Here is a 14,201-nt window from a genome sequence, read left to right as displayed (position 1 = left end):
GGCATCGCGTCTACGTCACGACCTCCCAGGAAGGGTGACCGCCGCGGCCCAGGCGGCGTCGAGGAGGTCGAACGCACGGTCGGCGGCGGCCAGCGCGGCGGGATGGGCGGCATCGGCACTGGACCCCCCGTCGAGCCGCCGCCAGTTGTCGCGCGCCAGGACGCGGGTCACCGCGACGATCTGAGCCGCGGCCAGCCGGGCGGTCAGATCGTCGGCGCCGTCGTCGGCGCAGGCGGCGGGGTGCTCGACGAGAGCGGCGGCCAGGGCCTCCTGTTCGGCGTCGGCGTGCTGGGACAGGCGTGCCAGCAGGCTCGGCGTCGAGAAGACCATGCGGTGGTAACCGAGCACCTGGGGATGGTCGTTGAGGCCGGTGACCGCGTCGTGCCGCGCGAGGCCGTCGGTGAAGTGGCGGCGCAGCGCCGCCGGCGGCGGATCGCCGGGCGCGCCCCGGACGACCTTCGCGTACTCGCCCCGGTGGTCGGTGATCCGGTGCAGGACCAGGTCCTCCTTGGTGGCGAAGTACTTGAACAGCGTCGGCTTGGAGACCTCGGCCGCCGCTGCGACGTCCGCCACGGACACCCGGTCGAAGCCGCGGTTTAGGAAGAGCGCGATCGCCGCGTCCGAGATCGCCTGGTGAGTGCGCATCCGCTTGCGTTCGCGTAGGCCCGGCTCGCCCGTCATTCCGCGAGCATAGCAGTTTGTTTCCCGGGTTAATTTTTATACTCAGTCAGTATCTTAACTGAGTTAAGATCGTGTCGTCGAAGGAAGGACCTGGGGTGACTGACGGCGAACTGGAGGCGGAGCGTGCGTACGCGGCCGCCGCGCGCGACGGGCTGAGGCGCATGGTGGCGGACGCCCGCCACCAGGTGGAGATCGGTGAAGGGGCGGGAGCGGATCGGTACGCGCTCGAATCGCTGGGCCGGTTGCTGAAGAGCAACCTCCAACGGCTCGCGAACGAGCCGGACGGGCCGCCCTTCTTCGGGCGGCTCGACCTCGGTGCGGACGCCGCTGATGAGGACGCGTGCGCCGGTGACGCGGGCCGGTCCGGCCGCCGGTACTACATCGGGCGGCGGCACATTCCGGGCGGTCCGGAGAGCCCACCGCTCGTACTCGACTGGCGGGCGCCGGTGGCCAGGGCGTTCTACCGGGCGAGCCCTGGGGAACCGCACGGCGTCGCTCTGCGCCGCAGGTTCGGCTGGGACCTCGCCGCCCCCGCCGTCCTCACCGGATTCGAGGACGAGCGGTTCGACCCCGGCGAGGACTCGCGGACCAGCGACATCCTGGACGCCGAGGTCACCCGTCCCAGGCAGGGGCCGATGCGCGACATCGTGGCGACGATCCAGCCGGAGCAGGACGAGCTCGTCCGGGCGGGCCTGGACGAGTCGATCTGCGTCCAGGGCGCGCCGGGTACGGGCAAGACCGCCGTCGGCCTGCACCGTGCCGCGTTCCTCCTCTACCACCACCGCAAGCGGCTGGAGCGGAGCGGTGTGCTCATCATCGGGCCCAATCCGGCGTTCCTGCGCTACATCGCCGCCGTGCTCCCGGCCCTCGGGGAGGCTGATGTGGAGCAGACCACCCTGCTCGGCCTTCTCGGGCGTACGCGCGTCCGAGCCGATGACACGGAGGCCGCGGCGCTCGTCAAGCACGACGCCCGGATGGCGGAGGTGCTCCACCGGGCGCTGGGCGCCGGGGTGACCGCGCCCGAGGACGCGCTCGTCGTACCGGACGGCGCCTACCGCTGGCGGATCCCGGCCGAGGAACTGAGCACGATCGTCGCCGGCGTCCGCGGCGAGCAGGTCCCGTACGGGACGGGACGCGAGCGGGTGCGCGCCCGCGTCGTCGCGCTCCTGCAGCGGCAGGCGGAGCGGCGCGGACGTCCGGTGAACGAGGCGTGGCAGCGGAAGGTGGGCCGGAGCGCCGCCGTCGGCGCCTTCCTCGGCCGGGTCTGGCCGGCCGTCAAGCCCGAGGAGCTCGTCGCGGCGCTGCTCGGGGACCGGCAGGTGCTCGCCCGGGCGGCGGACGGCGTCCTGACCGCGGCGGAGCAGGCGGCGATCAGCTGGGACCGTCGCCGTTCGGCCGGGGCGGCGCGCTGGTCGGCGGCGGACGCGGTGCTCGTGGACGAGGCCGCGGGCCTCGTCGAGCCCGGTCGCGGCGCCGGGCACGTCATCGTCGACGAGGCGCAGGACCTGTCGCCGATGGAGTGCCGGGTGATCGCCCGGCGGGCCGGACGCGGGTCCCTGACCGTCCTCGGCGATCTCGCGCAGGGCACCGCTCCGTGGGCCGCGCGCGACTGGGCGGAGCAGCTCGCGCACCTGGGCGTGCCGAAGGCGCGGATCGTCCCGCTGACGGAAGGGTTCCGGGTGCCGGGCGCCGTCCTCGCGCTGGCCGCCCGCGTCCTCACCGCGCTGGACGTGGACGTGCCGCCCGGACGCTCCACGCGCGGCGACGGCGAGGTCCGGTTCCGGGAGGCGGACGTCCTCGCGGAGGAGGTGGTCGCCGCCGTCCGGGACGCGCTCGCGCGGGACGGCGCGGTCGGTGTGATCGCCGCTGACGACGCGATCGGGCCGCTGGGGGCGGCGCTGCGCGCGGCCGGGTTCGAGACCGGGGAACCGGGCGGCCCGGCCCGGGTGTCGCTGGTCCCCGCGACCGTCGCGAAGGGGCTGGAGTACGACCATGTGATCGTCGCGGAGCCCGGCGGGATCGTCGCCGCGGAGGCGCGCGGGGCCAACCGGCTGTACGTGGCGCTCACCCGGGCGGTGTCGCGGCTCGACATCGTCCATGCGCGGCCCCTTCCGGCGATCCTCACCGGCTGAGCCCAGGCCGCCCGGCATCGTCCCCGCACCGAACGGGCCGGGGCGAGCGCGAAGCTCGCCACCGGCCCGTCCTGCGAGGGCACGTTCAGTAGGGGGCGGGCTCCAGGAGCCGGTCGGCGGCTTCCGGCTGCCCGGCGGTCAGCGGCGGCTCGGGCTCGGTGGCGGCCTTCACGCGCCGGGGCAGCAGGAACGCGACCCCGACCATCGCCAGGGACAGCGCGGCGCTGATGACGAACGCCAGCCGCATCCCGTCGAGCTGGGCGAGCGTGGCGGCGACCCCGTCGGCCATCCGGCTCTCGGCGCGCCCGGTCATCACGGTCACCACCAGTGCCGTGCCGAAGGCCGCGGAGACCTGCTGGAGGGTGCCCAGCATCGAGCTCCCGTGCGAGTAGAGCGGGGCCGGGAGCGCCCCGAGGCCGAGGGTGAACACGGGGGTGAACGCCGCCGCCAGCGACACCATGAGCAGCGAGTGCAGGCCGAGCACCTGCCAGTACGGCATCGTCGCCGAGATCTGGGTGAAGCCGGCCAGGGCGAGCACGATGCCCGCCGCCCCGGGAATGATCAGCATCCGCCCGCCGAAGCGGTCGAAGAGCCGTCCCACGACCGGGCCGAGCAGCCCCATCGCCAGCCCGCCGGGCATCATCAGCAGGCCCGTCTCCAGCGGCGTGAGGCCGCGCAGGTTCTGCAGGTAGATCGGCAGCAGGATCATCGACCCCATCATCGCCATGAACCCGAGGGCCATCAGCAGCAGCGAGAGGGTGTAGGTGGGGTGCCGCAGGACGCGCAGGTCCAGCAGGGGCACGTCGCGGCGCTGCAACCGGAGCTGGCGGAGGGCGAACACCGCGATCGTGACCGCCCCGAGCGCGACGATCGCCGCGGGAAGCACCGCACTGCCCTGCCCGAACCTGCTCAGCCCGTACACCAGGGAGCCGAAGCCGAGAGCGGCGGCCGCGACGCTGAACCAGTCGATGGTGCCGGCCTGCGGCTCCCCGACGTTCTCCAGCCGTCCGAGGCCGCGCCAGGTGATCAGCGCCGCGATCGGCAGCACCGCCGCGAACAACAGCCGCCACGAACCGAGCTGCAGGATCAGGCCCGAGACCGCCGGGCCCATCGCCGGCGCGACCGAGATCGCCATGGTCACGTTGCCCATCACGCGGCCGCGGTCCTCCTGCGGCACGACGGTCATCAGCGTCGTCATCAGCAGCGGCATCATCACCGCGGTGCCGGTCGCCTGGACGATCCGCGCGAGCAGCAGCACCTCGAACACCGGCGCGACCGAGGCCAGCGCCGTCCCGGCGAGGAAGACGCCCATCGCGGTGGCGTAGGCGCGGCGGGTGGTGACCCGCTGCAGGAACCACCCCGTCACCGGGATCACCGCGGCCATGGTCAGCATGAACGCGGTCGAAAGCCACTGCGCCGCCTGCTCGGTGACGTTCATGTCCGCCATCAGCCGCGGGATCGCGTTGATCATGATCGTCTCGTTCAGGATCACCACGAAGGTGGCCAGCACCAGCAGCCGGATCACGGCGGGTGTCTTCGAGCGGCCGGCCCCGGCTCCCCGGGCCGCCGTCTCCGGCGATCCGCCGCCTGCGTGCTCTTGCGTCGTCGTCATGCCGGGGTAGACCGGAGCCGCACGGAGAACTCATCGCTCGACTCGAAAATTCTTTCGACCGCCCGGCGGGGCCGTCCGCGATCAGCGGGAACGCGCGACGGCACGGAACCGGATGATCGCGGACGGCGTCGGACCGGTACGCGGGAACGCCCCTCCGGCCCGCGGACGGGCCCGCCTTCCGCGCGAGGGGAGCACGGTGCCCGGCTATCTGCAGACTCTTCCGCTCCACACGATCACCGAGGTGTACGGTGAGGCCGGACTCCGCGACCGGTTCGCCCGCGAGATCCTGCGGTTCGGTGAGCCGGACTGGCGGCGGCTGAGCACGGCGCTCGCGCTGGCCGGCGACCTGCACCGGCAGGACCGGCGCGTCCGCGAGCCCGTGGTCAACCATCTGCTCCGGGTGACGCTGCGCGTGATGTGCCACTACGAGGTGGACGACGCGGACCTCCTCGTCGCCGCCCTCATGCACGACTCCGTCGAGGACCACCCCGCCGACCTGGCCGGGGACGGGCACGCCGACCCGGCGGAGGCGGCCCTCGGCGTCCTGTCCGCCGAGTTCGGGCCGCGCGTCGCCGACCTCGTCCGCGCCGTGACCAACCCTGTGTACGACCGCAGCCGGGACGTCCACGCCCAGTACCGCGCCCACGTGGTCGACAGCCTGGAACGTCACCCGGCCGCCCGCATCATCAAGGTCTCCGACTTCACCGACAACGGTGTCGGCCTGATCCACACCACCGGCCCCAAGCTCCGCAAGCTGGCCCGCAAGTACCGGCCGCTGGTCCCGGAGCTCAAAGACCTGGTCAACCGCCCCGACACGCCGCTCAAGGAGCGGATCAAGCAGCACATCACCGGCCAGCTCGACCGGGCCGACGAACGCTTCACCGCCATCCTGCAGGGACACACCCTCGCCGGTCAGGTGACCTGACGTCCTCTACGGCCTTTCCTCAGCGCGTCGGCCCGCTGCCTGGCGATGTTCCGTATCTTCCTCGTCGCGCCGCCCTCGGTGAGCAGGGTGAGAATCGGCGGGGAGGTGGCCTTCTCCGCGAGCATGCGCTGCATCCAGGGCGTGGTGGCCGCCAGGTCGGCGGAGGCCGGGATCCGCCCGCCTTCGATCGTCAGGTAGACGGACCAGTCGTGGACGCGGCGGCGGACGAAAGGGCCGTGCCCTTCCGCATCGAGTCTCCCCAGCTCCGGCATGAGCGCAGCCGCCCACCGCTGGAACCCGCTCGGATCGGCGGACCTCTTCGCGACCTCGTCCACGAGGTGAACGACCGCCGTCCTGGCCACCGACGAGACGGGATCGCGCAGGATCACGGCCACGATCCGGCGCTCGGCCTCGGGGCGGCGGGACGCGGCGACCGCCGCGACCACCTCGACATAGATGCGAACCCGGACATGCTCGTCCTCGACGGCCTCGTCGACCTCCATGTCGAGCATCCCGGCGTCCGCGAGCAACGCGGCCATGTCCGCACGTAGAGCCATCAGGTTCGGCACCCCCACCAGGCCCCATCCAACAGCAGAACGCCAGACGCCGGCGATCTCCTGTCGCCGGATGGCGGCAGGTGAAGATCATTCTTAGCCGCGCTAGAAAAATCTGCGCCACCTTGATGCCGGCGGCCTCCGGAGCTTGTGAAGGCAGTCGCGGGGGGCGCCGTGGGGTCAGATCACGCGTGGTGGGATGTGACCGGCGGACCGGGACGCGGGGCGGGGCCCCGCGTCCCGGTCGCGCGGTCGGGCGTCAGCCGGTGGTGCCGGTCCAGGAGGCCGGGACGTGGGCCAGGCGGACGCGCTGGGGGTGGTCGCCGACGGGGACGGAAGTGATCTTCCGGCCGGTGCCGAAGTCGATGGCGGTGACCTGGTCGGCGCCGCTCTCGGAGATGACGCAGGCGCGGCCGTCGCCGCTGACGGTGGCCCAGTAGGGCTTGGACGCGGTGACCAGGGGGCCTTCCTGGAGGGTCGAGCGCCTGACGATCGTGGCGTAGTCGTCCATGGTCCCGGCGACGCAGAGCCTGCTTCCGTCCGGGCTCATCGACAGGCCGTGGTGGCGGGAGTCGTTGACGAAGGTGGTGCGGTCGTCGCTGGTGGCCGGGTTCTTGGGCAGGGTCTTCACCCGGGTGATCTTGTCGGTGGCCATGTCGTACTCCACGAGGCCGTTGAAGAACGAGACCTGGAAGTACAGCTTCGACTCGTCCGGGGAGAACACCGCGGGCCGGATCGCGTTCGACAGGTCCTCGCGGCCGAAGGCGTCGAGGCGCGAGCGCATGTCGATGGTCTTGACGACCTTGAAGGTGGACGTGTCGGCGACGGTCATGTGCCGGTCGCCCTTGGTCCAGTCCTGGGACGGGTCGTCGAAGTCGGTCTCGACGTTCCCGATGGACATGTTCAGGAGGTACCTGCCGTCCCTGGTGAAGATGTTCTCGTGGGGCTTGTCGCCGGTGGCGAACGAGCCGAGCTGCTTGCCGGTGTTGATGTCGAGGACGTGGACGACCTTGCCGAGTGAGGCCGACACCGCGACCTTGGTGCCGTCGGGGGAGACCGACATGTGGTCGGCGCGGTAGCCCGAGACGGCGAAGCGCCACTTGACCTTCCCGGTGGTCAGGTCGATGGAGACGACGTCGCCGAAGCTGGGCCGCGAGGCGACCAGCGCGGAGCCGTCGGGGGTGGAGTACAGGTCGTCGACGAGCTGGTCGTGGCCCTCGCCGGCGGTGGCCCGGATGCCCAGGAAGACGGCCAGGTTGATCGGGTTGAGGTAGATCGCGGTGAGTCGCTGGCTCTTGTCGGGGACGACGTTGATCCGGCCGATCTTGGCGAAGTCGCCGCTGGACTTGATGACGTCGGCGGTGCCCTCCCAGTTGTTGCCGACGAACATCACCTCGCGCAGGGGGGCCGCGTGCGCGGTGGTCGCGGAGACGGCGGGGGCGATGGCGCCGGCCGCCAGGACGGCCGCGGCGGCGATGCTCCGCAGGCGACGGTGCGGTCTGGGGCGGGCAGGGGCGGTCGCAGCGTGCATGCTTGCTTCTCCCAGGGGGGTGGGGGCGCCCTGTGGGGGCGTTTCCGTGTCCGTGCCGGCGCGCACGGCGGCAGGCGGGACCTCCCGCGCGGGCCGCGGCGCCGGCTGCGCGGTGATGAACGGTTGCGGGCATGGCCGACCCTGGATTCCGCTCGCCTTGTGGGCTGCATATGAATCCGCCCAAATCAGAACATCACCGTGTTCAGACTTTGGTTACTGGATAGTAAGCAGGGGTGGTCTGCGCCGCAAGACCCGATGTCGAGGGAATTCCCGTCACCTGGTGGAGGATGCTGAGCCCGACCGCATCATGCGTCCGGAATGGCCGTTAAGGGTCCAGGAACGATCGAAACGGGGTCCCGAACAGGGTTTCGGCGCCGCCGCGCGCTATGCGGGGATGATCAGGCCGTAGTGCCCGTCGTAGCGGTGGTAGAGGACGTTGCCCCTCCCGGTGTCGGCGTCGCGGAAGAACACCCAGCGCAGACCGGTCGCCTCCAGATGTTCGATCGCCTCCTGGACGGTCAGCTGGGGCGCGGGGCGCGGGCTGATCGTCAGCGGGATGGCGCGGGGCGTGCCCACCCGTCCGCGCGGCGTCGCCTGCGCCAGCCGGTACCCGTGGTCGGCGGGGTAGATGACGCTGTCCTCGCCCGTCTCGACGTCGGTGAACAGCAGGAACCCGTAGTCGAGCACCTCCATGTCGAAGGCCGCCTCGTCGGGCGTCTCGGCGGGCAGCGTGAACGACTTGTGCCGGATCAGCTCCCGCTCCTCCGGAGGACGCGGGTAGTAGTCCGGACGGTGCGTCGGCTCGGCGCCGTGCCGCCACTCGTGCGGGCCCGTCGCGGGGCTCGTGGGGTAGGCGCCGCGGCGGGACTCCCAGTGCCGGGAGATCCGGTCGAGCCGGTTCAGCAGCCGGTCGTGGAGCCGGTCGATGGCCTCGGTCATGCTCGGCGCCGCCACCTGCGCCCGGACCAGGCGGCCGTTGACGTCCAGGTTGGCCTGGGCCGTCGCCGGACGCGGCACCGCCGGATCCGGCGACATGATCAGCTTCACGCGCGCGAAAAGCACCGGCTCCGGCGCGCGCCGGAACACCGCGCTCACCTTGGAGCGCGCGTAGCCGGTGGCGCCCTCCGGCACCCTTCCCCGGTGTTCGACGGCCACCTCGGGAGCCGCCCTGGTCGTCGCCCGGTCCATGGCGTCCTCCCGTCGCTCTACCGCTTCGCCCACGCGGCCGGCTGGTGCTCGATGGTGGAATCCGAGGACGGGTAGAACGTGCTCTCATGTCCGTCGTCCCACCGCACCAGGTAGGGCGGCTCGCCGTCGTGGCCGTGCACTTCGAGGATCTCGGCCCTGCGGGCCGCCTCGCCCACATGGCGTCCATGGACGATCAGCCGGTCGCCTTCGCTGGCTCGCATCGTGTCCCCCTCACGTCGCGCTGAGAGTCCATCGTGCGAGCGAGCGGAGGGGCGCCACCAGGGCCAAAGGTCCATATTCACGCAGGTCAGTCTCTTGTCTCGACGTTGCCCGCCGACGGAAGCCGTGCGCCTCGGTGAGCCCGAAAGCGCTTCTGTATGGGCGTTTCCGGTCGGTGAGGAGGGAAACACCCTCGCGATAGAGGAGGGAGGCCGCCGATGTTCCATCGGAACGGCAGGCGCCCAATCCTGATCGGGTCGCCTCCCACGGCGCCGCCGTGCCGGTCGTCGGCGTCCGGGGGATCGGTTCGCTGCCCGGTGGCGGTGGAGCCCGGCCCCCGGCCCGGGAGGTGACGATGCTGGACTTCGACGACCGCGCCGATGCCGGACGGCGCCTGGCCGAGCGGCTGGCCTGGCTGCGCGGTCAGGACGCCGTCGTGCTGGGACTCCCGCGCGGCGGGGTGCCCGTCGCCTTCGAGGTCGCCCGGAAGCTGGGCGCGCCGCTGGACGTGATCGTGGTCCGCAAGCTGGGCGTCCCCTTCCAGCCCGAGCTGGCCTTGGGCGCCGTCGGCGAGGGCGGCGTGCTCATCGTCAACGACGAGATCGTCCGGCTCACGGGCCTCGGCGAGGCGGACCTGACCGACGCGCAACGGCGCGAGCGGCCCGAGCTGGACGTCCGCGTCGAACGCTTCCGCCGCGGCCGTCCCCGGGTCGAGCCGAGCGGCCGCACGGCCGTCGTCGTCGACGACGGCGTCGCCACCGGCGCCACCGCACGCGCCGCCTGCCAGGTCGCCCGCGCCCAGGGCGCCCGCCGCGTGATCCTGGCGGTCCCCGTCGGCTCGACCGACACCATCGCCGGCCTCCGCCGCGTCGCCGACGACGTGGTGTGCCTGCTGGAACCGGACCTCTTCCACGCCGTCGGCCAGTGGTACCGCGAGTTCGGCCAGACGTCCGACGGCGAGGTGGTCGAACTCCTGGACCGCGCCGCAACACCGCCCTCCGACGCCCGGCATGACGCCGACCCCGCCGACCCCGCCGACCCCGCCGACCCCGCCGACCCCGCCGACCCTGGCGGAGCCGTGGACCCTGGCGGGGCTGGCCGAGGTGGGGCCGCCACGCCCGGCGGAGTGGTCGAGCCCGGTGGGAACGCCCATCCTGGCGCAGCCACCGACCCGTCGGGAGCGTCCGATCCAGGCGCGGATGCGGACGGTCCGCCGGCCGTCGACGAGGAAGTGTGGATCGACGGCGGGTTCGTGGAGCTCATCGGACACCTCACCGTCCCCGCTCAGGCCGGTGGGGTCGTGGCTTTCGCGCACGGCAGCGGGAGCAGCCGCCACAGCCCGCGCAACCGGTTGGTCGCCGCCGGGCTCAACCGGGCGGGCCTCGGCACGCTGCTGTTCGATCTGCTGACCACCGGGGAGGAACTCGACCGCGGCAATGTCTTCGCCATCGGCATGCTCGCCGACCGGCTCGTCGCCGCCACCGCCTGGCTCCGCGACCGGCCGGAGATCGCCGGCGCCCGCATCGGCTACTTCGGGGCGAGCACCGGCGCGGCGGCGGCGCTCCGGGCCGCCGCCGATCCCGGCGCCGACATCGCCGCCGTCGTCTCCCGCGGCGGGCGCCCGGACCTGACCGAACGCCGCCTGGGCGACGTCCGCGCCCCCACGCTGCTGATCGTGGGCGGCGCGGACCGGCAGGTGGTCGGCCTCAACCAGCGGGCGCAGCAGCGCATGCGCTGCCAGAACCGGCTCACCATCGTGCCGGGCGCCACCCACCTGTTCGAGGAGCCGGGCGCCCTCCAGGCCGTGACCGATCACGCCAGGGACTGGTTCCTCGCCTACATGCGCTGACCTGCCTCACATGACGGCTCGGGGCGCCGCAGGACGTGCCGCGGAACGGGGCGCGGGACGGGCCGCCGCACGTCCTTCCCGCTCGCCGCCCGGCTGGAACAGCTTGCGGAGCTCCTCGGGAAGCTTCCACAGCGCCTGGTCCACGCCTCCCGGAGCCATTTTGGAGGACACGACCTCGGTGACGATCGCCGCCGTCTTGGGCACGTCGTCGCGTCCGATGCGCGCCTGCTCGGCGTAGTGGACGGTCGCCTCGTGCAGGTCGTACTTCCGGGGCACGTGACCGGGGCTCCACCCGTCGTAGTACACCCCGCGCAGCAGTTCCGGCAGCTGGGCGGCCAGGTGCGCGGCGGACTCGACCGTCAGCCGGTCGCGCAGCGTGTGCATCCAGGCCCGGAGCGCCCGGTAGGCGAACCGGCGGTCCTCGGTGCCGAACGCTTCGGCCACATCGGCGATCCACCGGTTGGTGGTGTCGATGCTCCGATCCAGCCCCTGTATCCCTGTGAACGTCATCGCAACGGCTCCAGAGCGGTCTCGGCGAACACGGACGATTCCAGCGTGCCGCCGCCCGAGCACACGGCGGCAGGGACGAAGGTCCCAGGTCTGGAGCGTTTCCGCAGGTAGGGGGTGGCTGAGAGGATCAGCGGCGCTTCGGGCGGGCAGGGCTCCCGGCATCCATCTCTTCAGGCATAGCGGCACAAGGCTCCGATGCCCTGCGCGGGAAGGTCCGGCGTCCCGGGCTCCAGGACGCGCACCTGCGCTCCGGTGAGCAAGGCGGCGCGGACGGCGACGTCCACCAGCCGCCCGTGCTCCACCGGGTCCGCGCCCGACTCGGCGAGAGAGGTCCGCCGGTCGGACACCTGCGTCGGCGCGGGGCCGAACCAGGCCGTCCGCCGGTCGGCGGAGTCGTCGGCCACCAGCAGCGTGTGGACCCGGCCGCGGGCCAGCGCCCGCAGGGTCGCGGCCGCGCCCTCCACCGCGAGGCCGGACGGGCCCCGCCCCTCGTCCAGCCGCTCCAGCAGCCCGCGGGTCTCCTCGTCCGCACGCCGGCTCACCTGTTCCCGGACCTGCTTCTGGCGGCGCTGCCGCGCGCCGTCGCGGTTCCGTCCGCCGGAGACGTGGCCGAGGGTCACCTCATGGCGGACGCCCTCGGGAAGGTGCTTGGTGAGGTACTGCATGGCACGCACGTCGCCGCCGAGGAGCAGCACGTGCGCTCCGGTCGCGGCGAGGTCGTCCGCGAGGGCGTGCGCCACCCTGGTCGCGTTGTGCTCCCAGGAGTCCTCGGCGCGGTGCTGGTGGCGCGACTGGGACCAGCCGCCCGGCGCGTTGCGCACGATCTCGTCGTCGGGGCCGTCGATCGTCCTCGTCGTGGCGGCCCCCGTCCCGCCCCGGCACATCTCGATGTCGGCGCCCTTGCGGTCGACGAGGGTCAGCACGTACGGCGGACGCTCCTGGAGCCACGCCAGCAGCGGCAGGAGGCGCGGCACGGGACCGCGGACGGCGAGATCGGGCTGCCGCGCGTCCGGCATCTCGACCACCGTGGGCACCGGGTCGCCGTCGAAGGCGAAGGCGGCCAGCGCCCCGGATCCCGGCTCCGCCCGCGCGACCAGCCGGTCCAGCGCGTCCACCACGGCGCCGTCGGTTCCCTGCGAGCGGAGCCGCCTGCCCAGCCGTTCCCAGCGCAGCGCGGCGTCCTCCTCCCCGGGAGGCGCGGTCAGGTTGAAGTAGACCGATGTGACCGGCCCTTCGGAACAGAGCCGACGCAGGGTCTCGGTGGCGGTCATCTCGTCCGGCTTCATGCAAAACAGCCTGTACAGCGGGCCACCGTCCGATTAGGGACGAAGGTCCACAGGTTGCCGGACCTTCGTGAGTCCACCCCTAACGGACCGCGTCGCGCGCCGCCTTCGCCCGCGACGGGCCGTGCACCACACTGGGCGGGAGGCCGGGCGTCCAGGGGGAGGATCGGCGTGGCTCACGACCGCTCAGAAACCGGCTTGCACTGGTTGTTCGGAGACCAGCTGGGCCCGCACTTCCTGCGGGCGGACGCCGAGATCGTCATGATCGAGGCGCGGTCGGTCTTCCGGCGGCGCCGTTTCCACCGCGCCAAGGCGCACCTGGTCCTGTCCGCGATGCGGCACCGCGCGGCCGAACTCGGGGACCGCGTCCACTACGTCCAGGCGGAGACCTACCGCGACGGGCTGGAACGGGCCGTGGGAGACGGCCCCGTGACCGTCCACCACCCCACGTCCCACGCGGCCCTCGGCTTCGTGCAGGGGCTCCGGCAGGTGGAGGTGCTGCCGCCGCGCGGTTTCCTCGTCCAGCCTGACGCGTTCGCCCGGTGGGCGGAGTCCGCCGGCGGCGGGCGGCTGCGGATGGAGAGCTTCTACCGGCAGGTGCGCCAGGACCACGACCTGCTGATGGACGGCGATCAGCCCGCCGGAGGGCGGTGGAACCTGGACAAGGACAACCGCGAGCCCCCGCCCAAGGGCGAGGCGACACTGCCGGTGCCCGCCCCCTACCGGCCGCGCGAAGACGAGATCGACGAGCGGGTCAGGGCCGATCTGGACCGCTGGGAGCGGAGCGGGGACGTCTCGTTCGTCGGCCGGGACGGCCCCCGGCGGTTCCCGGCCGGCCGTGCCGAGGCCCGGCGCGCCCTCCGCGCCTTCGTGCAGAAGCGCCTCCCCACCTTCGGCCAGTGGGAGGACGCGATCCTGGCCGAGGACTGGGCCATGAGCCACAGCCTGCTGTCCGCCTCGCTCAACCTCGGGCTGCTCGACCCGGCCGAGTGCGTCGAGGCCGCCGAGGGCGCCTACCGCGCGGGCGATGCGCCGCTCAACTCCGTCGAGGGGTACGTCCGGCAGGTCGCCGGGTGGCGCGAGTACATGTGGAACCTCTACTGGTACTTCGGCCCCCGCTACCGGGAGTCCAACGCCCTGGGGCACGACGCGCCGCTGCCGGACTGGTTCGCCTCCCTGGACGCCGACGCCGTCCAGGCCCGCTGCCTTTCGACGACGCTCGCGCAGGTCCGCGACCGGGGCTGGGTGCACCACATTCCCCGGTTGATGATCCTGGGCAACCACGCCCTCCAGCGCGGCTGGGACCCGGCGGCGGTGACCGACTGGTTCCACCGCTGCTTCGTGGACGGCTACGACTGGGTGATGCTCACCAACGTGATCGGCATGTCGCAGTACGCCGACGGCGGCCGCATCACCACCAAGCCGTACGCCGCGGGCGGCGCCTACATCAACACCATGAGCGACCTGTGCGGCCCCTGCGCCTACCGGCCCACCGAACGCACCGGGGAGCGGGCCTGCCCCTACACCGCCGGGTACTGGGAGTTCGTCCACCGCCACCGCGAACGGCTCTCCCACAACTACCGCACCGCCCGCGCCGTCAAGCAACTGGAGCGCCTCGGCGACCTGGACGAGGTGCTCGGCAACGCCCGGCGGCGCGACCCGGACGCCGCACCCTGACCGACCGGGCGGCCGCAGGGGAATCGGCGCCCCGCGGACC

General features: G+C 72.8%; 12 protein-coding genes. 4 read left to right on the top strand and 8 right to left on the bottom strand.

All coding sequences use genetic code 11. From position 1 onward, the window contains the following. Window positions 1–15: 15 nt before the first annotated feature. The gene (locus tag CHC11_RS05395; protein ID WP_089310486.1) at window positions 16–681 is read right to left on the bottom strand and encodes a TetR/AcrR family transcriptional regulator; all 666 of its coding nucleotides are present in this window, start codon (window positions 679–681) and stop codon (window positions 16–18) included. Window positions 682–776: 95 nt separating this feature from the next. On the opposite strand from CHC11_RS05395, the gene CHC11_RS05390 reads away from it, so the two are divergent. Further along, a complete protein-coding gene (locus CHC11_RS05390; RefSeq protein WP_342749955.1) occupies window positions 777–2,813 on the top strand; it encodes a HelD family protein in 2,037 nt (678 codons plus the stop codon). 85 nt (window positions 2,814–2,898) lie between these two features. On the opposite strand, the gene CHC11_RS05385 is transcribed toward CHC11_RS05390, so the two are convergent. Continuing rightward, entirely contained in the window at window positions 2,899–4,425 is a 1,527-nt protein-coding gene (locus tag CHC11_RS05385; RefSeq protein WP_089310484.1) for an MDR family MFS transporter, read from the bottom strand. A 196-nt stretch (window positions 4,426–4,621) separates the two neighbouring features. On the opposite strand from CHC11_RS05385, the gene CHC11_RS05380 reads away from it, so the two are divergent. After that, complete coding sequence (locus tag CHC11_RS05380; RefSeq protein WP_218825946.1) at window positions 4,622–5,350, top strand: HD domain-containing protein; 729 nt, start codon at window positions 4,622–4,624, stop codon at window positions 5,348–5,350. Here the strand turns inward: CHC11_RS05380 and CHC11_RS05375 are convergent. The 4 genes from CHC11_RS05375 to CHC11_RS05360 all read right to left on the bottom strand — a co-directional run bounded on the left by CHC11_RS05375 (window position 5,338) and on the right by CHC11_RS05360 (window position 8,844). Continuing rightward, on the bottom strand, window positions 5,338–5,907 hold the full coding sequence (locus CHC11_RS05375; protein WP_089311023.1) for a hypothetical protein: 570 nt from the start codon (window positions 5,905–5,907) through the stop codon (window positions 5,338–5,340). The two genes, CHC11_RS05380 and CHC11_RS05375, sit on opposite strands and share 13 nt — an antisense overlap. Window positions 5,908–6,163: 256 nt before the next feature. Then, on the bottom strand, window positions 6,164–7,435 hold the full coding sequence (locus CHC11_RS05370; RefSeq protein ID WP_089310482.1) for a YncE family protein: 1,272 nt from the start codon (window positions 7,433–7,435) through the stop codon (window positions 6,164–6,166). A 384-nt stretch (window positions 7,436–7,819) separates the two neighbouring features. Continuing rightward, window positions 7,820–8,623 carry a sigma 54 modulation/S30EA ribosomal C-terminal domain-containing protein gene (locus CHC11_RS05365; RefSeq protein ID WP_089310481.1) on the bottom strand — a complete coding sequence of 268 codons (804 nt, stop codon included), beginning with the start codon at window positions 8,621–8,623 and terminating at the stop codon, window positions 7,820–7,822. A 17-nt stretch (window positions 8,624–8,640) separates the two neighbouring features. Continuing rightward, complete coding sequence (locus tag CHC11_RS05360; protein WP_089310480.1) at window positions 8,641–8,844, bottom strand: DUF1918 domain-containing protein; 204 nt, start codon at window positions 8,842–8,844, stop codon at window positions 8,641–8,643. 353 nt (window positions 8,845–9,197) lie between these two features. On the opposite strand from CHC11_RS05360, the gene CHC11_RS42430 reads away from it, so the two are divergent. Beyond that, window positions 9,198–10,691: a phosphoribosyltransferase gene (locus CHC11_RS42430; protein ID WP_089310479.1), complete on the top strand. Its 1,494-nt coding sequence runs from the start codon at window positions 9,198–9,200 to the stop codon at window positions 10,689–10,691. A gap of 6 nt (window positions 10,692–10,697) precedes the next feature. On the opposite strand, the gene CHC11_RS05350 is transcribed toward CHC11_RS42430, so the two are convergent. Together CHC11_RS05350 and CHC11_RS05345 are read right to left on the bottom strand one after the other, a co-directional pair. Then, the gene (locus CHC11_RS05350) at window positions 10,698–11,201 is read right to left on the bottom strand and encodes a DUF2267 domain-containing protein (protein WP_089310478.1); all 504 of its coding nucleotides are present in this window, start codon (window positions 11,199–11,201) and stop codon (window positions 10,698–10,700) included. A 170-nt stretch (window positions 11,202–11,371) separates the two neighbouring features. Continuing rightward, a complete protein-coding gene (locus CHC11_RS05345) occupies window positions 11,372–12,487 on the bottom strand; it encodes a baeRF2 domain-containing protein (RefSeq protein ID WP_089310477.1) in 1,116 nt (371 codons plus the stop codon). A 195-nt stretch (window positions 12,488–12,682) separates the two neighbouring features. Between CHC11_RS05345 and CHC11_RS05340 the strand changes: the two genes are divergently transcribed. Continuing rightward, window positions 12,683–14,161 (top strand): cryptochrome/photolyase family protein, encoded by a 1,479-nt coding sequence (locus CHC11_RS05340; protein WP_089310476.1) that lies wholly within the window; start codon window positions 12,683–12,685, stop codon window positions 14,159–14,161. The last annotated feature ends 40 nt before the right edge of the window (window positions 14,162–14,201 follow it).

This window comes from Actinomadura mexicana (genome assembly GCF_900188105.1).
Lineage (GTDB): Bacteria > Actinomycetota > Actinomycetes > Streptosporangiales > Streptosporangiaceae > Spirillospora > Spirillospora mexicana.
The sequence above is the reverse complement of the archived record's forward strand: the minus strand, read 5'-3'. Positions and strand labels throughout refer to the sequence as shown.

Excerpts from the sequence above, each read along its gene's own strand:
- CHC11_RS05395 (WP_089310486.1), bottom strand. The coding sequence starts at position 681 with ATGACGGGCGAGCCGGGCCTACGCGAACGCAAGCGGATGCGCACTCAC.
- CHC11_RS05385 (WP_089310484.1), bottom strand. The coding sequence starts at position 4,425 with ATGACGACGACGCAAGAGCACGCAGGCGGCGGATCGCCGGAGACGGCG.
- CHC11_RS05375 (WP_089311023.1), bottom strand. The coding sequence starts at position 5,907 with ATGGCTCTACGTGCGGACATGGCCGCGTTGCTCGCGGACGCCGGGATG.
- CHC11_RS05370 (WP_089310482.1), bottom strand. The coding sequence starts at position 7,435 with ATGCACGCTGCGACCGCCCCTGCCCGCCCCAGACCGCACCGTCGCCTG.
- CHC11_RS05365 (WP_089310481.1), bottom strand. The coding sequence starts at position 8,623 with ATGGACCGGGCGACGACCAGGGCGGCTCCCGAGGTGGCCGTCGAACAC.
- CHC11_RS05360 (WP_089310480.1), bottom strand. The coding sequence starts at position 8,844 with ATGCGAGCCAGCGAAGGCGACCGGCTGATCGTCCATGGACGCCATGTG.
- CHC11_RS42430 (WP_089310479.1), top strand. The coding sequence starts at position 9,198 with ATGCTGGACTTCGACGACCGCGCCGATGCCGGACGGCGCCTGGCCGAG.
- CHC11_RS05350 (WP_089310478.1), bottom strand. The coding sequence starts at position 11,201 with ATGACGTTCACAGGGATACAGGGGCTGGATCGGAGCATCGACACCACC.
- CHC11_RS05345 (WP_089310477.1), bottom strand. The coding sequence starts at position 12,487 with ATGAAGCCGGACGAGATGACCGCCACCGAGACCCTGCGTCGGCTCTGT.